Below are 23,053 nucleotides of genomic sequence, written 5' to 3'. Positions count from 1 at the left end.
CTCCTGATGTTGTTGTTATTCACCAAACCATTTTTTCGCGATTTCGTCTTGCTTGCCGTTTTCTTTCAATGTTTTCAGTGCTTTATCGATCGCAGCTACAAATTCTTTGTTCTCTTTGCGTACGCCGTAGCCGTAGTATTCTTGTGTCAGCTCAACATCGAGAACTTTTACTTTTTGGCTCTGTTTTGCGTATACCTTAGCGGCAGGCATTCCCGTAACGACTGCGTCTACACGATTGCTTTCCAGTTCGAGGAACATCTCTACGTTTTTCTCGACTTCCACGAGTTTTACTTCCGGATATTTCTCTTTCAGGAACTTGGCAGACTTGGTGCCGATTTGGACAGCTACTTTCTTGCCTTTCAAATCATCCGCTTTTGTAATCGTGCTATTATCGTTTTTCACCATGATGGTCAATCCACCTGGGTAATAGGGCTGAGAGAAGTCGATGGTTTGCTTCCGCTCGTCCGTGATGTACATGGCTGATACGATCATGTCGAACTTCTTGCCTTGCAGTCCTGGGATCAGACCTTTGAAGTCGGTGTCTACGAATTCTACTTTCTCAGCGCCTAGCTCTGCTGCGACCGCTTTCACGAGTTCGATGTCAAAGCCCTCGTACTCGTTTTGAGCATTCTTGTATTCAAAAGGTTGGAATGTAGCATCTGTTCCTACCAACAGTGTTTTGGTGTCTTTGATTTTTTGCAGCACTTCATCCGCTGGCGCTGCAGCTTGACTACCATTTCCCGACGCAGCTGGTTGCTCCGCAGGTTTGGCTCCACAGCCGGCGATCAAAGCTCCTGTGACTAGCAGCGCACACAGAGAGAACAGTCCTTTACGAAATCCTTTCATGTTGTAAACCCCCTATAAAACTATTTTAGTAATTTCGAAAACTAGTTATATTCAAAAATCGTGCCAAACGAGGAAATGCGCGATACGCAGGGATGAAAATGACAAAAGGAGGCGGTCCCAAGCCATTTTTGTTCGAGGTGTGTTGTGTCACAAGATTGTTTGGAACACACAAAAAAGGCGGCCAAATCTGCCGCCCTGCGAAAATTGCCGCCGGCCATTTCTGCCGCCTCGGCTATTCTTCTTCTTGTTCTTCCTGGTATTTTTTCAGTTTATCCCGCAAGGTCCGTTCCCCCATCTCCAGCATTTGTGCTGTCTTGCGGCGATTTCCCTCCTGATGGGCGAGCGTGTGTAGGATGACTCTTTTTTCAATCTGCTCCAAGGTATCACCCACGTAGACAGGGATCAGCTTTTGCTTGCTCGTGACTTGCTTGGGCTGCGTGCTTTGCAATTCCTTTGGCAGGTCTCTCTTTTCGATCAATGAGGAGCTGGTCAGAGCAATCGCACGTTCCACGATGTTTTGCAGCTCTCGGATGTTGCCGGGGAAATCATAGCTTTCCAGTACCTGCAGCGCTTCCTGCGAGATGCCGCCAATCGGCTTGCCCATTCGTTCGCTGATCTTCTGAATGAAAGAATGCACGAGCAGAGGGACATCCCCTTCTCGTTCGCGCAGAGGGGCGAGCTGGATCGGAATGACGTTGAGCCGATAGTACAAGTCTTCGCGAAAGCGGTTTGCCTTAACTTCTTTCCACAAGTCCCGATTGGTTGCAGCGATAATACGTACGTCGATGGATTTCTCTTCAAGACCGCCCAGCGGGGTTACGGTTCGCTCCTGGATGACACGCAGCAGCTTGCTTTGCAGCGACATATCCATTTCCCCGATCTCATCGAGAAAGATTGTACCGCCATCTGCCAGTACGAACTGCCCTGGCTTGTTCTGCATAGCTCCGGTAAAAGCCCCTTTTTCATAGCCGAACAGCTCTGATTCCAATAAATTATCGGGAATTGCTGCGCAGTTGACCGCCTGGAATCGCTTGTTTCTGCGTTGGCCCTGATAGTGGATCGCGCGTGCGACTATTTCTTTACCGGTCCCACTCTCGCCGTTGATCAAGACGTTGGAGTCGATGTCTTTGACCTTGTTGATCAGATCAAACGTTTGCTGCATAGCTTTGCTGTTTCCGATGAGGCCGTAGTTGTCGGAGAGCTTGTCCAACTCCTCGCTCAACCATTTGACTCGTGTCTGCAAATGGTAGAACTCTTCGGCTTTGGAGAGTAAAATGTCGAGCTCGTCCATCATCAGCGGCTTCGTCAAATAATAAAACGCTCCGTGTCGCATGGCTTCTACGGACGAAGAGATGCTTCCGTAAGCCGTCATCATAATCACCACCGTGTCCGGTGAGAGCCGTTTGATTTCCTTGAGCACTTCGGTACCATCATAAGCCCCGATTTTTAAATCAAGCAGGACGAGAGACACCTCGATTTGTTGGAAGAAAGCGAGCGCGGCTTCTGGATCCGTAAAGGTATGGACACGATACTTTTCCTCCAGGGCAAATTCGAGCGACTGACAGATGGCAGGTTCATCATCAATGACTAACAGATGGTGCATTAGAGTCCTTCCCTTCTGTTTCTTCCTGAGGCAATGGCAGGCGAATGATCATGGTCGTTCCATTACCGGGCTGACTGTGCAGATTGATCGCACCGCCGTTTTCTTTGATTAATTGATAAGTGATGGAGAGTCCGAGTCCTACCCCGTGAGCTTTGGTACTGAAAAAAGGCTCGAAAATACGGTATTTGTCTTCTGGCGTCATGCCGTGCCCGTTGTCTTCCACTTCAATGACGGCCATCTGTCCCTCCGAATATCCGCGGATGCTCAGCTTGCCCTTCTCGTCCATCGATTCAATGGCGTTGAGCACGACATTGATCCACATCTGCTTCGTCTGATTGACGTCAGCCTGGATGTACAAATCAGTTGGGAGGTCGAGGGTTACGTGAATCTTTTTCTCTTTAGCCTTTTGGCTGCACAATTGCAGAACTGCTTCCATCAGTTCTGCCGCTCGGAAACGGGTAGGATGCGGCGGTTTTGGCCGTGCATATTCCAGCAGGTCGTTCACGAGATCATTCAACCGCAAGATCTCACTCGGTACTTGCTGCGCAAAGAAATTACGGAATTTTGGATTGTCAAATTTGGTCGGCAACAGCTGCGTATACGTGAGTATGGAGGTCAGGGGGTTGCGGATTTCGTGCGCGATTCCCAGGATTAACTGCCCTAACGAACGCAGTCTGTTTTCGCTCTCCAGCTTCTTTTCCATATCCTTTTGCTTGGTCACATCATGGAAGTTGATGATGGCACCTGTAATCTCTTTGGTATTTGAAGTAATGGGAAAAATATTATAGCGGATCACTAGCTGCTGGGCTTGCCCGTCTCGTTCTCGTTCCCAAACGATCTCTTGCTCGAGAAAGGTACTGCCCTTCTGGAGGACATCCTCGACTTGGCCGCTGGGAATAAACTCTGCAAGAATCGTTCCGCTCATGGGGAGACCTACCAGATGTTGATCCGCATCGAGAAAATCGACCGCTTTACGATTCATGAGGAAAATACGGCCATGCTGGGTCAAAGTGACGTAAAAGCTGTAGGTGCTATTGAGCAGCTGCTGTTGAAATTGCAGATTTTCCTCGAGTAAGGCCATTTTTTCTTCCAGCTCCCGATTGATGGCGTGGATCTGGAACGTTCTTCTCTGCACTTCTTTTTTCAACATGCGGTTCCACCATAGAAATCCCAGCACGATCAGCAGCCCAATGCCAGATCCCCATTCCAGAAAGAGGCGGAGACGGTCCAGATTGAGTGTGCTCGGCATGATGTACTCCCCGAACCATTTGCGCTCGATTTTGTCATACGTGCCGTTTTGTTTGATTTTTGAAATGGCTTTGTTGATTTCGGTCAGCAGTTGGGCGTTTTTGGGAAGGACTGCGACACCATAATTAGTTGGGTTGATAGGGTCCCCTACGATTTTGATCTGTGATTGCTGGTTGTTCTTCTGCAAAAAATATTGCCCAGTGATACGATTGCCGACAAACGCGTCTACTTTACCATCGAGAAGCAGTTGAACAGCTTCTTCCTGGCTGTCCGTCTCGATGAAGTTGGTCTTTTGGAGCTCTCGAAAAAGATCACCCGCGATATCAGCTTTCTGGATGGAGACCTTTCGACCATTCAGGTCACCGATTTCAAAGATGTGCATATTGTCTGTGCGGACGAATATCCCTTGCGAGCTTAAAAAGTAAGGCGATGAGAAATCATACAGCTTGTCCCGCGCCGGGCTGTATTTCATTCCTTGTACCGCATCGACCTGTCCGTTACGCAACGCTTCGAGCGCTTCGTTCCAGGGCAAGGGGATAAATTCGATCCGCATCCCGGTCTCAATGGAAATGGCATTCATAATATCTACGTTAAAACCGCTGAAAACACCTGACTGGGCGAAGTATTCAAAAGGAGGAAAGTTGTTGTCACCCGCGATGCGAATGACTTTTTCCTGATGGACTTCGCTGGGGATCGTCATGCCCATGATCATGAGCAGTACCATTCCTATCAGCAGCCCGATCCCTATTTTTTTCACGCGAATCATCCTATGCACCGCCGTTCACCGTCTTGTTGTTGAAAAGAATAAAGTGTTGTTGATCGAAAAACAAGCGCAGATGAAAAAGCAATCGATTGTAAAAAGCGGAAAAAAGCCATCCGCAACCGCGGACAGCCTGGTGTTTGCCTAGTCTTTCGAGAGCTTTCAATTGTTCAGGTAACGGAGCAAAATTCCCTCCACGTGCAGCAAATGATCCTTCATGCGTGCTTGGGCTAATTCAGGCTCCTGATTCTTGATCGCTTCGAATATGGCTTGGTGTTCGGTGTAGAAATGTTGGGACACGGCTTGGTTCGAATAAATCTCCACTCTGCGTGTCTCGCGAATGACGACTTCCAATTGGGCAGAAATCGTTTCAAACAGCTTTACCATGATCGAATTGTGAGTGGCGCGGGCAAGCGTGGAGTGAAAGTGCATGTCTGTCCGTTCGCCGATCTCTTCATTCCCCATATGCTGCGACATTTCAGTCAGAATCTGCTCCAACACCAGCAAGTCCTGGTCATCACGTTTGAGCGCTGCGATGGCGACGTTCGAGACTTCCAGTGACTTTCGCACTTCCAGCAGCTCCAGAATGGTCTGTTTATTGGTGAGCAATACCTGCAGATCAGGCAGCAAGTTTTGTGTTTGAAGCGGAGGACTTTTTACTGTGCAGTTTCCGCCCTGACGAATATCGATCAATCCCATTGCTTTCAAGGCGCTCAATGCTTCGCGTGTAGTCGATCGCCCGACGCCGAACTGATCGGACAGATCTTTTGTCGAGGGCAATTTTTCTCCGGGAGCAAGCTCTCCACTAAGAATGAGTTGCTTGATTTGCTCGGTGATGTGCTCGTAGTGATTTTTCTTGGTCAGCTTGGAAAGGTCCATCTCGACACTCCTGTACATTCCTTTTTCGTTCCTAATGATTGTAGCATACGCATCTGAGATGGGGTGGGAGGCAGAGGAAAGCTTACCCGACCAGCAGAGCAAAGACGACGCCAGGCCCGTGTACGCCGATAGTCAGATCGTTCTCGATGTCAGCGGAGCGGCTGGGACCTGAGATGAAGTGAATGCCAGCGGGAAAGTGCTTCCGAGGGAGTCCGTCATAGGTAGCCAAAGCTTCGCCTAAACGCGTCTTGAGCCGATCAACGGGGATGATCGCGAGAAATACCGTAGGGAGGAGGCTCACAGAGCGTCCGGTGTTATCTGAAGACGTGACGACAATGCTCCCTGTATGCGCCACTGCTTGATCGACCATCGAGATTCCGATATCCGCACTGGCGGCGGTCGCTACCAGTTCGTCTCTGTTGCCAGGGCTCCACGTCGCCACCTTGCAGGATGGCAGATGCTCCTTCAGGCGAAGAGCGAGCAACTCCGGCTGATTTTGCTGAACCACTTGGCGGGCCTGCAACGAATGTGCCTGCTCTACGATGAATCGTTTTACGTCATCCATCGTGGAAAAGCGAAAAGAGTGTCCCCCGGCTTTCGCCCAGTTGTCACGGAACAAGTCAATGCGCTGTTCGAGGTCAAGCTCGTACGTTTTCCAAAAATCGGGCGCGCCTTTGAATGGATGGCGAGGCGTCTCGGATGACATCGGACGGCCCAAACGCTTGGAGATCATTTGAATGAATGCCTGCTGTTGATCACTCATGTGTGTGAGCCCCCTTTCCCACGCTGTGCGCGTGAGTGTTCCAACCGTGCCTTTATATTTTCGTTCATTTCCTGCATGTCACCGCGAACCTCCTGGTCGAGCGTCTGCCATTTTTCACGGAACGATTGGGCGGGTAGCCCAGGAGTATGTCGATATCGATTCCAGCCCTTCAGCGGTCCGACTTTCGCTTTGATCATATTGTCTGTGAGCAATAGCTTTTGACCGACCCGGCCGAGCTTCAGCACACGTCTCAAGCGCTTGGGGTCCGCCATGATGTACTGATAGCCTTTCATTCCCACGTTTTCATCCGCCGCTTTGTGTCCTTCCTTTACTTTGCGTTTGCGCAAATACACAAGCATGTCGTGGAGCGGAATTTTGACCGGACAAGCTTCGTAACAGGCTCCGCACAGGCTGGAGGCATTGGCGATGTCATCCCATTCGGCCACGTTTTTTTGCAAGGCGGGCTTGAGCACTGCCCCGATCGGTCCACTGTACGGTCCACCATAGGAATGGCCGCCAATCTGTCGGTATACGGGACAAGCGTTGAGGCAAGCGCCACAACGGATGCAATTGAGCAGCTCCTGAAACTCCGGATCGCCTAGTTGTAAGGATCGTCCGTTGTCGACGATGATGATGTGCATTTCTTCGGGGCCGTCACTGTCCATATTACGGCGAGGACCACTAATTCCGGACATGTAAACGGTCAATTTTTGACCCGTCGCAGAGCGTGGCAGCAAAGTAGCCATGACCTCCAGATCGTCCCACGTTGGGATAATGCGTTCCATCCCCATCAATGTGATTTGCGTTTTCGGCACGGTGCTGACCATGCGCGCATTTCCCTCATTTTCAAACAGAACAATGGAGCCGCTCTCAGCAATCGCGAAGTTGCATCCAGTCATGCCGATATCGGCTTCCAGAAATTTTTCGCGCAGCTTTTTGCGGACAAAGCCGGCGAGAATGGTGGTTTCGGGAGGAAGTGTCTCCCCTGCTTCTTTGGACAGCAGCTCCGCTATTTGCTCCCGGTTTTTATGAATGGCGGGAATGATGATATGCGAAGGCATTTCGTGTGCGAGCTGGATGATGTATTCGCCCAAGTCTGTTTCGATGGACTCGATTCCCTCTTTTTCCAACGTCTCGTTGATATGTACTTCTTCGGATACCATCGATTTGGATTTGACGACGGTCCGTGCCTGACGTTTTTGTGCGATCTGCAAGGTGATGCTGGCTGCTTCGACAGAGGATGCGGCGAAATGTACGTGAACGCCGTTCGCTTTGGCATTGTCGATGAACTGATTCAAGTAGTAATCTAAGTGGGCGATCGTATGTAGCCTGATTTGCCGTCCCCGCTCACGCCACTCCTCCCAATTTCCTTGCTCGCTTGACGCCAGCTTCTTCCCGTCCCGCAGTCGCTCGGTGGTGTATTTCACTGCGTTGCGGAGAAACTCATCGTTTAGGGCTACTTTTGCTCGTTCCGTGACAGATGTGGCTTTAGCGCTGCTCACTGACGATCACCCCTTCGTACAGTAATTCAGCCAGATGCATCACACGCACTGGCTTTCCGCGAAAGTGCAAATGACCGGAAATATTCATCAGGCAACCGAGGTCCAGCCCTACGAGTACTTCTGCTTCGGTCTCGAGGACGTGGTCTGCCTTTTCCGCCACCATCGCCCCACTGATATCGCTCATTTTCACGGCAAAGGTACCACCGAAGCCACAGCAATCCTCAGCAAACGGGAGCGGGATCAGATCCAGTCCGCGCACCTGCTCCATGAGCTGCAGAGGTTCCTGCTTGATACCGAGCAAGCGGCTGCCATGGCAGGACGGATGGTATGTCACCTTGTGTGGAAATTCCGCGCCGACGTCTGTGACACCCAGGACATTGACGAGAAACTGGGTAAATTCATATGTCTTTTCACGCAGCTGGTTGGCACTCGCGAGTAACGCTGGGTCATTTTCGAACAGCTTGGGAAAATAATGATGAATCATGCCCGTACAGGAGCCGGAGGGAGAAATGACGTAGTCACTATCAGCAAATGCGCGAATCAATGTCTGCGCGGATGTTCTCGCCTCATCCCAATACCCGCTGTTGAATGCGGGCTGACCGCAACAGGTCTGCTCTTCGGGAAAATGGACTTGTACGCCGTACCTCGCCAGTAGTCGTACCATGGCTTCCCCTACTCGCGGATACAAGGCATCGCTCAAACAGGTAATAAAAAGAGAGACTTTCACAGCTCCACCTTCTTGCTTGGCATATTGATACTTATCAGCTTATCATACATGTTAAAGAATGAATAGTCAGATAACAATGGTGAAAGACGTGAAAAAGCAGCAGACCCGAAAAACGCGCAGGTCTGCCGGCTGGGATGGTTCCTTGGGGGTAGGGTGGAGTTATTGAGCGGAATATCCACCGTCAACAGGTAGTTCGATTCCGGTAATAAACGATGAAGCATCAGATGCCAGGAAGAGGACGCCCTCTGCGACATCACGCGCTTTGCCCAGACGTGGCAATGGAGTAAGCGAATGGAACCACTTGGTCATCTCATCGTTGGCAAACATGTCGGTGGTCATCGGTGTCTCGATAAAGCCTGGGTGCACGGAATTGCAACGAATGTTTTGTTTGGCGTACTGGATGGCTGTCCCTTTTGTGAGCATGCGAACCGCGCCTTTGGACGCCGTGTACGCGCTGGCACCGCTACCACCTGTCAGGCCGGCGATGGAGGAAATATTGACGATGGAGCCGCCTTTGTTTTCCAGCATGACAGGCAAGACATGCTTCATGCCGAGGAACGTACCATTCAGATTGATATCCATCGTGCGGTTCCAGGCCTCCAACGTAAACTCGTGCAACGGCATCGATTGGCTCGGAATTCCGGCGTTGTTTACGAGTACATCGACTTTGCCAAATGTCTCCACGGCTTCCTCGACGACCTTTACCCAATTCTCTTCGGAAGTGACATTGTGGTACAGACCGATAGCTTCTCCGCCATTTTCCTTGATTTCGGCTACGACTTGGTGCACTTTTTCTTCCTGAATGTCAGTGACGACGACTTTTGCCCCTTCGCTAGCGAAGAGCAGAGCCTCTTCTCTGCCCATTCCGCTGCCGGCTCCGGTAATAATCGCGACTTTATTTTGCAGACGATTCATGTGTGATCGCTCCTTTATATAGGTTACGCCTTACTGTTGAGCAGACATCGCTCGGAAATCCGGTACAGAAGGATTTCCTACATAGTGGCCGCCTTCGACCTGAATGGTTTGACCCGTAATAAACTTGAATTCATCCGATGCCAAACGAATGCCTGATGCGCCTCCGGTTACGACAGGTCCGGTACACGTTTCAAAGGAATTCTCCTTTCAGGTGGAATAGTGCCAGTATAGAAGGTGACGTAACGTTACCTGCAAGTCTATTTTCGATGGAATCGTACTAATATGTCTGATGTTTGTTGTTTGTTTAAATAAGCCAATCCGAGATTAGTCAGCTTGATCCCGGATCTGCCTCGTGTGGTCATAATCCACTCCCGCTGTTCCAGCGTCTTCAGGCGTGTACGCATTTGCTGCTCCGTCAGGTCTTTTTGCCAATCACGTGTCTTATCCGCAATCTTTTTTCGGCCAATCGATTCTCCTTGCTGATTGTGGGCATAGATGGTCTGCAAAATGAACAGGTATTCGTCTGTATCGCTGGGCAAATCTTCTATGTCTTTCTCAGCCAAAGCGATGGAACGCGATGAAGAAGAGGAGTACGAGCTCTCCTCGCGAGAAATGCGCTGGAAGAAGCTCTCGTCGGGCATGTCGTCTACTGTGATGATCGTTCCATCGCAAACGGCTAACATATAGTCGATGGTGTTTTTTAGCTCTCTCACATTGCCATACCAGTTGTATTGAATCAGGTGATGCATGACCTCTGGCAAAATCTGAATGTAGCTCCTCCCGCCTTGCTCCAGAAAATGCTTCACCAGATGGGGAATGTCCATTTTGCGATTGCGTAGCTCGGGTAGATGAATAAACAGGATTTTCAGACGGTGATAGAGATCAGCCCGATAGGTCCCTTGCTCGATCATTCGCAGCAGATTTTTATTCGTGGCTGCTATGACACGCACATCGATCGGAATGATCTTGTTGCCTCCGACTCGCATGATTTCCTTTTCCTGAAGAACACGGAGGAGTCTGGCTTGGAGCTTTAGACTGATGTCTCCAATTTCGTCGAGGAAAAGCGTACCCCCGTTGGCTTGCTCGAACAGCCCGACCTTGCCCCCTTTTTTAGCCCCGGTAAAAGCCCCTTCTTCATAGCCAAACAGCTCGCTTTCGACCAGTTCGTCAGGCAGTGCGCTAAAATTGACCGCTAAAAACGGACCGTCGCGACGCAGGGATTCATTGTGGATAGCACTCGCGTAAAGCTCCTTGCCTGTTCCGCTCTCGCCTTCGATGAGGACGGTCAGATTGGTTTTGGCTATCTTGGAGGCGATTTGTTTGCATTTTTGGATGCTGGGGCTGACTCCTCGAATATCTTCAAAGCCGTATTTGGCAATGTATCCTTTTTTGACGAGCTCCCGCCTTATCGTTTTCTCCATCTCTATCGTTTCATGAGCATTCTTAAAGGTTGCCACGATCGCCCCTTCCGTCTCCAGGTAAAATCGATGGACGATCACATCGGTGTGAAGCACGGAGAACCACCCTAACTCCTCTGAGGAATCGTGAAGGATAAACGCCACCAGCTCAGGATTGCGAAAGACGTCTTGGAGTTTTCGACCGATGGTTTTCGTGGAGAACATGCCGAGCAAATGCTGCAGGTTTTCGTTAAATACCGTAATGACACCTTTACTGTTTACCGCCAGGATGCCGTCATTGACGCCATCGAGGACTTGTTTCAAATGTTTGTTCAGCCGGTCGGATTCTTTGCTTGTTTTGGAGAGCTTTTGGCTGAGGTCGATAATCTTGCGGATGTATTTGTCAGAAACGATGTCGCCCTTTTTTTCGAGCAGGTTCAGATGCTGCAAAATGGTCATGACCGTCGTGATGTCGATCAGACGCGGACCGATGTTTACGACATCCTGAATGAAGGGAGGAACGAGATTGATTTCCCCAGGCGTAATCGCGATAGATACCTCCGCGTAATTCTTTTTCCCAGGGTAGAACGGATGGTAATGGATGTGGTTGATCCCTAGCTGCAGCAAGGTTTCGATGGATTCATAGACGGTTTCGGGGGCGTCGTTCACATACAGGACGTTCGTGTTTTCCGCCAGAAACAGCAGCTTGTCGATGTGTTCGAAATTGACGGTCCGCTTGGCGACGACCACTTTACTGCCGTCGCCGATGTAGGGGACGGTTTCTTCTACGATGGCGGAGGAAGAGAGAATGATCAGCTGGTTGGAAAAGACTTGAGGAATCCCTTCTTCCAAAGAGTAATCATGAATGCGGACAAAATCCCCGATGACTTCCTGCAGCTGTCTGACGAGTGTCTTTCTCGTCTCGGTTGTTCCCGTTAGCAATATCAGCTCTTTGGCGTACATATCCAGGACCTCCAGTGTATAATTGGCTGTTTATGGTTGTAATTTGGAATTTTATTTCGTGTCATTTTTAACCATTATAGAGAGTGGGAAATGGGATTGTACATAAAAGATTGAAAATTTCGAATGTAAGAGCCTTATTTCCTTTTTTGGTAACCGTTGGCACGCTTATTGCTGATCTAGATGAATGACAGGTAGGGCAACTATCCATGTCAGCTCAAATCAGGAGGGGGATGTTTTTCATGAAGAAAGGAAGGGGCTTACATATTGGGTTGAGCTGTGTACTGCTGGTTGGACTTCTGGCAGCTTGTTCGGCACCAGCTGAAAAGCCAAAGGAAACGGCTACAGCTGGATCGGGAACACCCGCATCAACACCACCGAGCAGCACACCGCCAGCAGCCACGCAGACAGAGAAAAAAGCGGAGGCACAAACGATTACGTTGGCGATGGAAGCAGAGCCCATCTCACTTGATCCGCAAAATGTCACCGATGGCAACTCCATTTCTGTACAAAGCACGATGTACGAGGGACTCTTGACCTTCACCGACAAAATGGAGCCAGTGCCGTTGTTGGCCACCGAGTACAAATTCAACGACAACGCGACAGAGCTGACGTTTACTTTGCGCGAGGGAGTCACTTTCCATGACGGCTCGCCGTTTAATGCGGACGTGGTAAAAGCCAATCTCGATTTCGTGCTGGATGAGAAAAATGGCTTGGCGCGCAGAAACTTCTTCTCGTTCATCAAAGAAGTTGTCGTAAAAGACCCTACACATGTCACCATCGTGGCTACATCACCGAACTCTACCATGCTCTCCTATCTAGCTCATCCGGCAGCGTCCATGAAGTCACTGGAAGTCATCAAAAAGAAACAGGCTGACCCGAATTTTAATCTGGATCGCACTCCAGTGGGAACAGGCCCGTACAAGTTTTCGGAGTGGAAAGACAATCAGTACGTAAAGGTCGTTCCTTTCGATAACTACTGGAACAAGGATTTGAAAGCAAAGGCTGAGAGCATCGTCTACAAGCCGGTCACCGAAGCCAGTACGCGCATCAATATGCTGAAGGCGGGCGAGACCGATATCGTCACTAAGCTCCCGACACTGAATGCCAAGGAGATCGCTTCCGACAGTAAGTTTAATGTCTTCACAGGACCATCTTTGAACGTGTATTACGTGGGCATCAACATGAGGGAGAAAAAATATCAGGACAAAAAAGTCAGACAAGCGATGAACTATGCGATCAACAAGGATGATCTGATCGCAGGTGTGCTGGATGGGTACGGCAAGGTGGCAGACTCGCCGATCGCGCCGAACACCTATGGCTACGCGCAACAAAAAGTATATGAGTACAATCCGGACCTAGCCAAAAAGCTACTGTCTGAAGCAGGTGTCAAAGATGGGTTCGAGGCAACACTGTGGACACGCAACTCCAGTGAATTTATCGCGATAGCGGAAAATGTGGCGATGCAGCTCGGCAAAGTAGGCATCAAGGCAAAAGTGCAGGCGTTTGAAAGCGGAACCTTGTTTGACATGCTAGACAACAACAAGGGAACGGATCTGTGGATTGGCCGCTGGTCACCAGGTACTGGGGAAGTGGACTACGGTATTCGTCCGAACTTCCATACGAAGAGCTTTGGCCCTGCCAACAACAACTCAGGCTTCTACAGTAACTCACAGGTCGACAAGCTGCTGGATGATGCGATCTCCACAGCAAACAAAGACGAATCGTTGAAAAAGTACGCAGAGGTGCAAAAAATCATCGTGGAGGATGCACCATGGGTGTTCCTGCATGTGCCTGAAAACGTCGTTGCCAAGACGAGCAACGTGTCAAATGTGATGGTTCTTCCGAGTGACACCGTCATTGTCGACAACGCGGAGAAAAAGTAAGTCCGTAAGCGAGTATTGCACGCATGGTCCTCACGACAAGGCTGAGGACCGTGTGTGTCATGTTTTCATGGAGAGGTGAACAGCTTGTTTTCATTCATTGCCAGACGAACAGCCGGAATGGTACCGATGCTGGTAATCGTCTCCATCATTTCGTTTCTATTTGTGCATTTGACTCCCGGAGACCCTATCCGGATTTTGTACGGAAATGAACTCGATGCCGCTACGTACGAATTGCTCAAGGAAAAGGAGGGCTTTAATGATCCTCTGTATGTTCAATATTTCCGCTATGTAGGGAGTGTTGTTCTCGATGGGGATTTTGGGACCTCGTATCGTACCAAAGCAAATGTGTCTGACGAAATCTTTCGTCGCTTTTCCTATACGCTCTTGCTGACTTTTGCCAGCATGATATGGGCCGTGATCATCGGTCTATTTGTAGGGATCGTATCAGCGGTCAAACGCAATTCCTGGATGGATCGGATCGGCATGGTGTCAGCAATTACCGCCCTGTCGGTTCCTGAATTTTGGTTTGGGCTGATGCTCATGCAGATTTTTGCTGTGCAGCTCGGTTGGTTTCCTACTAGTGGTAGTGGAACGTTCCGTCATTTAATCTTGCCTTCCTTGACCTTGGGTCTCGGGGTGGCTGCGATCATTGCGCGCTTTACACGCTCAAGCATCTTAGAGGTACTTCGAGAAGATTTTGTACGCACGGCAAAGGCAAAAGGACAAAAGGAATGGACCATTGTGCTGACGCATGTTCTGCGCAGTGCCTTGATTCCAGTCGTGACCATGACAGGTCTGCAATTTGGCTTTTTACTCGGTGGGGCAGTCGTTGTCGAGCAAGTCTTTTCGTGGCCAGGCTTGGGCTCCTACCTGATCGATTCCATTTTGACGCGAGATTATCCGGTCATTCAGGCGCTGATCATGCTCTTTTCTGTTCAATTCCTGGTAGTGAATCTGATCGTCGATATTAGCTACGGGTTGTTAAATCCGCAAATACGTTACGAGTAGCGAGGAAAATCATGATGCAGACCAAAGAGATCAAATCCCCCTCTCCTTTTCGGACGTTTCTAAAGAAGTTTGGCAAGCAACGAGTCGCGGTGCTCTCCCTCGGTGTGGTGGCCGTGATCGTATTTGTTGGAATGCTCGCCCCGTGGCTCGCTCCTTTTGATCCCCATCGTCCGGTAACCGATCAGTATCAGGCGAAAGGAATCGAAGTCAGTCAGATGACGAGCACGAGCATCCCGCTGGATCTGGTGATGAGTGATGGAAGTAAAAAGTCAGGTAACGAACTCGACCAGGTGAGCTTGGAGAGCAAGGACAGGCAAATCGCGTCCGCGCGAAAAACGGAGGGCAGTGTCTTAGTCAATGCGAGTGGGGATGGCTCCACGACGATTCTCGTATCCAGAGGAGATCTGACCTCACGCTTTAAGGTAGTCGTCTCGGATCAGGATGATAAAGAGGTGTATTTGTCCCAACTGATTGCCACCATTCCGAAGCAGTCGCTACAACCGGGCGAGACAGTCAAAGCAGAGGTGGCTGGGGTTTTGACGGACGGCAGTGAAGTTAAGGGGTTCGATCAGCTTATTGCATTTGCTGAGAAAGACATGGCTGTAGAAGCTTCCAAGCCTGTGTCTACCGATGGATTTTCCAACAGCGGGTTTTCTAACTCGCCGCCATCCGCGGAATCTCGGGGGCTGTCCTTTGAAGCCGTTGAGCCAGGAGTTGTGAATGTCAGCGAGGATGGTACGATCCAAGCTGTCGGAAGTGGTATCGGCAAAATCAAAGTATCTGTGGATGGCATTTCCACGATCTTGCCCATTGCCGTGAACGTACCCATGTCAGAGCCCGTTCCTATCCGACTTCAGCCAGGAGAGCTGCAAGTTGATTTGATCAATGGATACAAGCACCAGCCGCCTTCTAGCTTGCATTGGTTTGGCACCGATCATCAGAATCGAGATATTTTGTCACGCGTACTCGTAGGAACGAGGGAGACCCTTCTGATCGGCTTTGTTTCCGTGGCGATCGGAGCGGCTATTGGTACCGTGCTGGGGCTGATTGCGGGTTATTACGGCAAGTGGATGGACGGACTTATCACGAGGTTCACGGACGTATTGTTGGCCTTTCCGGGAATTCTGCTGGCCATCGCTGTGATTGCCTTATTAGGCCCGGGTATAACCAATATCATTTTTGCGGTGGCCGTTTTCACGATCCCGATTTTTATCCGGATCGTACGGGGGAGTGCTCTGGCCTTAAAGGAAATGACCTACGTAGAAGCGGCCCGCTCGATCGGCGTCCGAGATTCAGTGATTATCATACGGCACATTTTCCCCGGTACGATGTCCGTGGTCATGGTTTATTTGACGATGCGGATCGGGACGGCCATCCTGATCGGGGCTTCGCTCAGCTTTCTAGGTCTGGGCGGGGACATCACGGCTCCCGAGTGGGGCGCCATGCTCAGTGCAGCGAAGGACAACAGCCGAAATTTGTTTCATCCCACCTTTTTTCCTGGCCTCGCGATCGTCATCACCGTTCTCAGCTTCAACCTGCTTGGCGATGGGCTACGGGATGCGCTAGACCCGAAAATGAAGGATTAGGAGGTGGAGTGCTTTGGAAGAAGCAATGCTTGCGGTAAAAGGACTCACGGTTCATTTTCGCAACGAGGAAAAAGAGTTCTCGGTCGTCCATGGAATCTCCTTTCATGTAAAGAAGGGCGAGACCTTGGGTCTGGTAGGGGAATCGGGCTGCGGAAAAAGCGTCACGTCTCTGTCTATTATGGGACTGGTGCCGACACCACCGGGGAAGATCGTCGCTGGCGAGATTCTTTACAAAGGAGTCGACCTGCTCTGCCTCAAGGAAAAGCAGATGAACGAGATACGTGGGAATGAAATCTCGATGATTTTTCAGGAACCGATGACATCCCTCACGCCCGTTTTTACGATTGGCAGGCAGTTGGATGAAGGAATCCTGCTCCATACCAAGCTGACCAAGAAAGAAGCGAAAGCGCGCTCAATCGAGATGCTCAAGCTGGTAGGAATTCCACGCGCGGAGCAGATTTACTCGAGCTATCCCCATGAATTATCGGGAGGGATGCGGCAGCGCGTCATGATTGCGATGGGTCTGGCTTGTCAGCCGCAGCTGCTGATCGCCGATGAACCGACGACGGCTCTCGATGTCACGATACAGGCGCAGATTCTCGATTTGATGCGAGAGCTAAAGGAGAAAACAGAAACGGCCATTCTGTTCATCACGCATGATTTGGGAGTCGTGGCGGAGATGTGTGACCGTGTGATCGTCATGTATGCGGGTGAGATCGTGGAGGAGGCGGACGTGGATACGCTTTTTCACGACCCAAAGCACCCGTATACGCGTGGGCTGATGGAATCGATCCCCACCCTGGGGGAGAAAAAGCGACGCCTGTTTTCCATCGCTGGACAGGTTCCTCCTGCTGGGTCCGTTAGTAAAGGCTGTCGTTTTCTCGATCGATGTGATCGTGCTGTGGAGCGATGTGACCAAGAACATCCCGAATTGCAGGAGCTCAAGCAAGGTCATTCTTGCCGCTGCTGGTTGTATGCGGAGTAACGGAGGACGATCATGACGGAATCGTTATTGGAAGTAAAGCAACTGCACGTTCATTTTCCGGTGAAAAAGGGATTCCTGCAGCGCACGCAAGGATATGTCCGTGCGGTCGATGACGTTTCTTTTACCATTGCCAAAGGAGAAACATTTGGACTGGTGGGGGAATCCGGCTGCGGCAAATCAACAACGGGGCGTGCGATCCTGAATCTGATCAAGCCGACATCGGGTCAAGTGTTATTTGACCAGGAAGATTTGGCAGGGATGTCGACTGCGCAGATGAGGATGAAACGCAAGAACATGCAGATGGTGTTTCAAGATCCGTACGCTTCTCTCAATCCGCGACTCACGGTTGAGGAAATTCTCGAAGAACCATTGAAAGCCCATCAGATAGGTGATCCGGAAGAGAGGAAGCGAAAAATTGCGGAGATGATGGAAGTCTGCGGACTGAATCGGGCTTATTTGAAGCGGTACGCGCATGAATTTTCCGGGGGACAGCGGCAGCGAATATGCATTGCGCGAGCATTAATCCTAAAGCCTGAGCTGATTGTCGCCGACGAGCCCGTATCCGCGCTGGATGTATCGATTCAATCGCAGATTCTCAATTTGCTGCAGGATTTGCAGGAAGAATTCAAGCTTACGTATTTGTTCATTTCACATGATCTGGCTGTCGTCCATCATTTGTGCAATCGATTGGGCGTCATGTATTTAGGCAGAATGGTAGAGATCGGTGCTGCTGAAAAAATATACGAAAATCCCTTGCATCCCTACACGCAGTCCCTGCTTTCTGCCATTCCAGCGGCGGATCCGCGCAAGAAAAAGGAGCGCATTCTTCTGCGTGGAGAAGTGCCTTCCCCTGTGAATCCGCCACAAGGCTGCGCGTTTGTCACTCGATGTCCGAAGGCGATGGAGATCTGCAAAAAGGAGAGGCCGCTCCTCATCGAGGCAGCAGAGGATCATCTAGTAGCGTGCCATCTGTTCACCTAAGGAGAGGAACTCAAATGGAAGAAACGTTAGTCGTAGTCAAACGCGGAAATCATATCGAGAGTGTACATACAGGAAGCATTGCAGTCGTCGATTGGCGTGGAAATCTGCTGTATGGAGTAGGCGATGTCGAGCGAATGACCTTTACCCGCTCTTCGCTCAAGCCGATACAAGCTATTCCTCTCGTTCAATCAGGAGCGGCAGATCGTTTTTTATTAAATGACAAAGAGATTGCGATCTGTTGTGGCTCCCATAACGGCGAAGAGCAGCACACACAGGTGGTCCGTTCCATGCTGTTTCGGATCGGGTTGCAGGAAGAAAATCTCCAATGTGGCGTACATCCGCCTTACAGCCAGGAGCGCTATCTGGAGCTGGTCCGAAAGCAGATAGAGCCAGGGCAAATCCATAACAATTGCTCCGGAAAGCATACAGGCATGCTGGCGCTGGCCATGCATTTGGAAAGCGACATCGACAGCTATCATCAACCCGAGCACCCTGTGCAGAGAAAAGTGTTGGATGCCCTCCTCGAGCTGGCTGAAATGAAGGAAGATCAAGTTCTGACAGGTATCGATGGATGTGGGGTTCCGAATTTTGCGATTCCATTGACGAAGCTGGCGCAGGTGTTTGCCAAACTCGCGCATCCTGGTGATATTCAACCACCCTCGCTCAAGCAATCCATCCAGCGAATTACACAGGCCATGATGCAATATCCGGAGATGGTGAGCGGGTCGCAAGAATTTTGCACAGAGGTGATGAAGATCACCAAGGGCAGAGTGATTGCCAAAGGTGGGGCTGAAGGAGTGTACAGTCTGGGACTACTCGAGAAAGGAATCGGTATTGCCATCAAGGTAGCCGATGGCAATTGGAGATCTGCGTATCCTGCTGCGGTGGAGGTATTGCGGCAGCTAGAGGAGTTGAGCCCTGCAGAAGCAGCAGCGTTGCTGGATTTTCATGTACCGGTTGTCAGGAACAGAAGAGGGGAGCGTGTCGGAAGCGTCGAGCCAGTTTTTTGTTTGAAGGAAGGGAAAGCGTTTGCGAGTTCTGTTTGTAGCTAAGAGATGGAAAGGGAGGAAGATCAATGATGAGTTTCGTGTGGAACAAAGGCTTCTCGAAAGTGGTAGCGACGTTGCTCACAGCTCTGCTAGCTGTGACTTTGGGATTGTCGGAGGCAAACGCTCAAGCAGACACCGAGTCCGAAAAGGGCAGCTTGGTGATCATCGGCGGTGCCAACAAATCCGATAACGCCGAGCTGTACAACCGCATGATTGAACTGGCTGGTGGAAAGAAGAACGCCATAATCGGTATTTTTCCAACGGCGAGCGCTTCTATGAGTTCTTCGAAAGCAATGAAAAAGGATTTTGAAGACTATGGCGTACCTGGCGATCAAGTGCGAATCATCGAGATCACTGAGAGCAACTACGAAGAAAAGGTAAACGATGAGGGAGTCGTGAGCCAGATCTCCGAATGCACCGCGTTCTTCTTTGTAGGTGGAGACCAGGCGCGAATTACCAAAGCGTTTTATAATACCGACGGATCCAACACCAAGGCTTTGAATGCCGTATGGGAGGTTTATCAAAACGGCGGTATGGTCGCAGGTACTTCTGCAGGGGCAGCGATCATGTCCAAAACCATGATCCAGAATGCTACATCACTCGAAGCGCTCCAGCTAGGGGTGACGTACGATGAGCAAAAACCAGGTCTGTGGGTAACAAAAGGGCTCGGCTTCTTCGATGGCGGTATCGTCGACCAGCATTTTAGCAAGCGTGGCCGTATCGGGCGTCTAGTCGTGGCACTGGTGCAGGAAAAGGTCGATTACGGCTTTGGTATTGATGAGAATTCAGCGATGGTAGTTACCGGACCAGAAATTCAGGTCATCGGTGAGAGCGGAATGTTCCTGATCGATGCATCGAAAGCCAGCCTCAGCAAAAAGGGCGTGTATCAAGATCTGGATGTATCGTATTTAGAAAAAGGCGACATTTACAACTACGTGACCAAGAAGTTTACCCTCGAGCCGTCCAAGACGTTGATTCCAAAAGGAAAAGAGTATTACGAAGGAAACCAATTGAACACCAATATTTTTGGGCTGGATGCCGCCAAGCTTGCCCTGCTGGATGATCTGGCAGACAATACGGCTGATAAGGCGCGTGGACTTGCCTTTACGATGGAGGAGAAAAAGGACAAAGGAACGGGAGTAAGCGTCGTGTTTAGCAAGTCAAAGGCTACCCAAGGATACTACGATGCTGACGAGTACGCCACGTCCATCCTACATGTGAACATGGAATTCACGCCAATTGAAGTGCAAGTGAAGGAAGGTAATGGAGGTAAAAAGTAAACAGGCACGCGAAGAGACTGGTGGTGTTCCCACCCGTCTCTTTTGCATTTTGCGAAGGGGAGCGATGCTTCCAATGATTAGGATAGATGCATAGGGTTGAGGTTCTGGGTTAGCTTGTGTAAACTGTTCATAATCGATATTTGTCAGATCCTTGTATCTGATAAGCAGGTAAAGAGGGCGTTGATGATGGCAAAACAAAAAATGAACATCAATGAGCTGTACGCTGCGACAGGAAAAATCCTGGTCGAAAAAGGGTATGCAGGCTTTCATTTCAAGCTTGTTTCCGATCAACTGGGCGTGAGTCGCAGCACCATCTACGAGTATTTTTCCAATAAGGACGAGCTGATCGCTTCTCTCATGGTGCATCTCATGGACACGATTATGGCGGAATATGAGGGACTGGATGCCATCTCTGTACCCATGGAAAAGCTGAGAAAGATCTTCGACTCGTTTATGAAATACGCGCATCTGCATCAAATCCTGTTGTTTGCTCCATTCGTGAATGGGGAGTCTTCCCCGAGCGTCCAAAAAGACTTGGTGACCTTGCGCCAGCAACACCATACATTGACCAGCGTGCTGACTGAAGTGATTGATTCCTGCAAAGAAGCGGGGTCCATTCGCCAGGATCTCCCGAGCAGTCTGATTGCCAGCTTGCTGTTTCAGGCGATCCAGATCCCAAAAAGCAGGACGACCCCGGAGGCAGAGTGGAACGACATGATCTTTCAGGTCCTACTGGATGGATATGGGGTAAAAGATAGACACAATGTTGCTATATCTTAAAATTGACACTGGTGTCGGGAGTGTGGAATTATAACACTGACATTTGTGTCATTATTTTTTGTTCATTACCGACACAAGTGTCAGCGTCGTGGTCCCAAAAAGGGTCGAGCTTACATAGTACACAATATTTTTGATAACAATTATCGGTGTCAATAGAATGTGGCCACTTCTCACAGCGCCGTTCGTCATTCTTTGTGATCAATGATACGATTAGGGGAAAATTCCTTATCACTTCATGGAGAAAAGAGGGAGAACATGCATCTTTTTTACAAGCAGACCTTGAATTTGCTAGATACGGAGCTGGATCGCATTAAAAAAGCGTTGGATCGGCTGCCAGAGGAGCTGGTCTGGAAAAAAGGGCGAGAAAGTACCAACAGCATCGGGAATTTGTGCCTTCATTTGGCGGGGAATGAATATCAAAATGTGGTGAGCGCCATCGGGGGCAAGCCTTTTGTTCGCGAACGCTCGGCGGAATTTTTGGCAGAGGGAACCTATTCGTCCGAGGAGCTCTATGATCATTTGTTCCGTGTCCGGGAGCAGTCGCGTAAGGAAATAGAGCGTCTGTCAGAGGAAGACTTTCACCGGGAAGTCACGATTGTGTATCCGCCAGGTGCAGGGATTGCCTCCTACCAAAAAACAATCCTGGAAATTCTTTATCATACAACTTCCCATTACTCCTACCACACCGGTCAAATTGTTTATATGACCAGACTTTTACAGGACGGAGACGAGCGTTTATTACGATGGAAACATTGATCTATACAGGTTTTTGTGTTATTTTGTCGAAATATAATTAAAATTAGATAGGAAAACTACTACTAACTGGAGGGTAACGAATCGTGAAGAAATCAGCTAGTATACTTCTAAGTGCAGCATTGGCACTGTCCCTGGCACTCGTGGGCTGTGGCAAGTCAGAAGGAGATCAGGCGGCAAGCCCGCAGGCAGGACAAGCTTCAGAAGCCGTTAAAGTGGACATTGGCATGCTAAAATTGACCAGCTCTGCACCGCTGTTTATCGGGATCGAAAAAGGCTTTTTTAAAGAAGAAAACATCGACGCGCAAGCCAAATGGTTTGAGGCTGCTCAACCAATCGCCGTGGCGACTGCTGCTGGAAGCGTAGATGTAGGGGCAACAGGGATTACTGCTAGCTTGTACAATATGGTTGCCGGCGGACAAAAGCTGGTCATCGTTGCAGATAAAGGTAGAGAGCAGAAGGGCTACTCCTCCTCCGCTTTGTTGTTCCCAAGCGATTCACCCCTTAAAAGCATTGAAGAGCTAAAGGGCAAGAAGATTGGGATCACCCAAACGGGCTCCACGTACCACTACATGGCGGGCAGACTGTTGGAAAAACACGGACTGGGTCTGAGCGATGTACAGCTGGTACCGCTGAACAGCATCAAAGGTCTGATGGAAGCACTGAAAAGTAAACAGGTCGACGCGATCTTGCTGAATGAGCCAAACATCTCTACAGTCGTACAAGAGGGCTATGGCAAAGTCATCGCGCAAGTAGGCGACGAGATGGACTACCAAACTTCGGGTATCTTCTTCTCTCCAAAGCTGGCTGATAACAAGGATGCGTCTGAACGCTTCCTGAAAGCATACGCAAAAGCGACTCGTTACTACTACGATGCTGTACTGACCAAAAAAGACGGTAAAATCGTTCCAGGCGCGAACTACGATGAAGTCGTAGGCATTATCGCGAAGTACACGGATCAAGAGCCTGATATGATCAAAAAAGGTCTGCCATATATCGATCGTGACGGAAAATTGCTGGAGGCAGACATCAAGACACAGGTAGAATGGTATGCCAAAGAAAAACTGATCGACAAAGCGATCGACACGACTGAAATCGTGAACACTCAATTGCTTGATGAAGCTGTGCAGAAATTAGGGAAGTGA

19 protein-coding genes and 1 pseudogene are annotated in these 23,053 nt (G+C 49.8%); 10 read left to right on the top strand and 10 right to left on the bottom strand.

Going from position 1 to position 23,053, the window contains the following annotated elements; genetic code table 11:
- Positions 1-15 precede the first annotated feature (15 nt).
- The 10 genes and pseudogenes from AN963_RS18145 to AN963_RS18105 form a co-directional block, all read right to left on the bottom strand.
- Positions 16-846: a transporter substrate-binding domain-containing protein gene (locus AN963_RS18145; protein WP_055745927.1), complete on the bottom strand. Its 831-nt coding sequence runs from the start codon at positions 844-846 to the stop codon at positions 16-18.
- Positions 847-1,078: 232 nt separating this feature from the next.
- The gene (locus AN963_RS18140) at positions 1,079-2,449 is read right to left on the bottom strand and encodes a sigma-54-dependent transcriptional regulator (protein WP_055745926.1); all 1,371 of its coding nucleotides are present in this window, start codon (positions 2,447-2,449) and stop codon (positions 1,079-1,081) included.
- Positions 2,427-4,463 carry a transporter substrate-binding domain-containing protein gene (locus AN963_RS18135; protein WP_055745925.1) on the bottom strand — a complete coding sequence of 679 codons (2,037 nt, stop codon included), beginning with the start codon at positions 4,461-4,463 and terminating at the stop codon, positions 2,427-2,429. The genes AN963_RS18140 and AN963_RS18135 overlap by 23 nt, the downstream gene beginning before the upstream one ends.
- 156 nt (positions 4,464-4,619) lie before the next feature.
- Positions 4,620-5,336 (bottom strand): FadR/GntR family transcriptional regulator, encoded by a 717-nt coding sequence (locus tag AN963_RS18130; RefSeq protein WP_055745924.1) that lies wholly within the window; start codon positions 5,334-5,336, stop codon positions 4,620-4,622.
- An 82-nt stretch (positions 5,337-5,418) separates the two neighbouring features.
- Positions 5,419-6,099, bottom strand: coding sequence for a LutC/YkgG family protein (locus AN963_RS18125; RefSeq protein ID WP_055745923.1), 681 nt, complete (start codon positions 6,097-6,099; stop codon positions 5,419-5,421).
- A complete protein-coding gene (locus tag AN963_RS18120; protein ID WP_055745922.1) occupies positions 6,096-7,601 on the bottom strand; it encodes a LutB/LldF family L-lactate oxidation iron-sulfur protein in 1,506 nt (501 codons plus the stop codon). The genes AN963_RS18125 and AN963_RS18120 overlap by 4 nt, the downstream gene beginning before the upstream one ends.
- Positions 7,588-8,328 carry a (Fe-S)-binding protein gene (locus AN963_RS18115; protein WP_055745921.1) on the bottom strand — a complete coding sequence of 247 codons (741 nt, stop codon included), beginning with the start codon at positions 8,326-8,328 and terminating at the stop codon, positions 7,588-7,590. Before AN963_RS18115 ends, AN963_RS18120 begins: the two co-directional genes overlap by 14 nt.
- Positions 8,329-8,487: 159 nt before the next feature.
- Positions 8,488-9,243 carry an SDR family NAD(P)-dependent oxidoreductase gene (locus AN963_RS18110; RefSeq protein WP_055745920.1) on the bottom strand — a complete coding sequence of 252 codons (756 nt, stop codon included), beginning with the start codon at positions 9,241-9,243 and terminating at the stop codon, positions 8,488-8,490.
- Between the two features lie 30 nt (positions 9,244-9,273).
- Positions 9,274-9,390, bottom strand: a pseudogene (locus AN963_RS32005) (oxidoreductase); the annotation flags it as partial.
- Positions 9,391-9,500: 110 nt separating this feature from the next.
- Positions 9,501-11,603: a sigma-54 interaction domain-containing protein gene (locus AN963_RS18105; protein WP_055745919.1), complete on the bottom strand. Its 2,103-nt coding sequence runs from the start codon at positions 11,601-11,603 to the stop codon at positions 9,501-9,503.
- A 239-nt stretch (positions 11,604-11,842) separates the two neighbouring features.
- On the opposite strand from AN963_RS18105, the gene AN963_RS18100 reads away from it, so the two are divergent.
- The 10 genes from AN963_RS18100 (at position 11,843) to AN963_RS18055 (ending at position 23,053) form a co-directional block, all read left to right on the top strand.
- Positions 11,843-13,486: a glutathione ABC transporter substrate-binding protein gene (locus tag AN963_RS18100; protein WP_055745918.1), complete on the top strand. Its 1,644-nt coding sequence runs from the start codon at positions 11,843-11,845 to the stop codon at positions 13,484-13,486.
- A gap of 84 nt (positions 13,487-13,570) precedes the next feature.
- Positions 13,571-14,494 (top strand): nickel ABC transporter permease, encoded by a 924-nt coding sequence (gene nikB / locus AN963_RS18095; protein WP_055745917.1) that lies wholly within the window; start codon positions 13,571-13,573, stop codon positions 14,492-14,494.
- Between the two features lie 11 nt (positions 14,495-14,505).
- Positions 14,506-16,080, top strand: a complete 1,575-nt coding sequence (locus tag AN963_RS18090; RefSeq protein ID WP_236708012.1) for an ABC transporter permease — start codon at positions 14,506-14,508, stop codon at positions 16,078-16,080.
- A gap of 13 nt (positions 16,081-16,093) precedes the next feature.
- On the top strand, positions 16,094-17,065 hold the full coding sequence (locus tag AN963_RS18085; RefSeq protein WP_407922549.1) for an ABC transporter ATP-binding protein: 972 nt from the start codon (positions 16,094-16,096) through the stop codon (positions 17,063-17,065).
- 12 nt (positions 17,066-17,077) lie between these two features.
- Positions 17,078-18,046 carry an ABC transporter ATP-binding protein gene (locus AN963_RS18080; protein WP_055745915.1) on the top strand — a complete coding sequence of 323 codons (969 nt, stop codon included), beginning with the start codon at positions 17,078-17,080 and terminating at the stop codon, positions 18,044-18,046.
- Between the two features lie 14 nt (positions 18,047-18,060).
- Positions 18,061-19,098, top strand: coding sequence for an asparaginase (locus AN963_RS18075; protein ID WP_055745914.1), 1,038 nt, complete (start codon positions 18,061-18,063; stop codon positions 19,096-19,098).
- Positions 19,099-19,121: 23 nt separating this feature from the next.
- Positions 19,122-20,375: a cyanophycinase gene (locus AN963_RS18070; RefSeq protein WP_055745913.1), complete on the top strand. Its 1,254-nt coding sequence runs from the start codon at positions 19,122-19,124 to the stop codon at positions 20,373-20,375.
- Between the two features lie 183 nt (positions 20,376-20,558).
- A complete protein-coding gene (locus tag AN963_RS18065; RefSeq protein WP_236708011.1) occupies positions 20,559-21,155 on the top strand; it encodes a TetR/AcrR family transcriptional regulator in 597 nt (198 codons plus the stop codon).
- 255 nt (positions 21,156-21,410) lie between these two features.
- Positions 21,411-21,911 carry a DinB family protein gene (locus AN963_RS18060; protein WP_055745912.1) on the top strand — a complete coding sequence of 167 codons (501 nt, stop codon included), beginning with the start codon at positions 21,411-21,413 and terminating at the stop codon, positions 21,909-21,911.
- A gap of 83 nt (positions 21,912-21,994) precedes the next feature.
- Positions 21,995-23,053 carry an ABC transporter substrate-binding protein gene (locus AN963_RS18055; RefSeq protein WP_055745911.1) on the top strand — a complete coding sequence of 353 codons (1,059 nt, stop codon included), beginning with the start codon at positions 21,995-21,997 and terminating at the stop codon, positions 23,051-23,053.

It is taken from the genome of Brevibacillus choshinensis, assembly GCF_001420695.1.
Lineage (GTDB): Bacteria > Bacillota > Bacilli > Brevibacillales > Brevibacillaceae > Brevibacillus > Brevibacillus choshinensis.
Note: the sequence above shows the minus strand (reverse complement) of the source record. Positions and strands in the feature narration are given on the sequence as shown.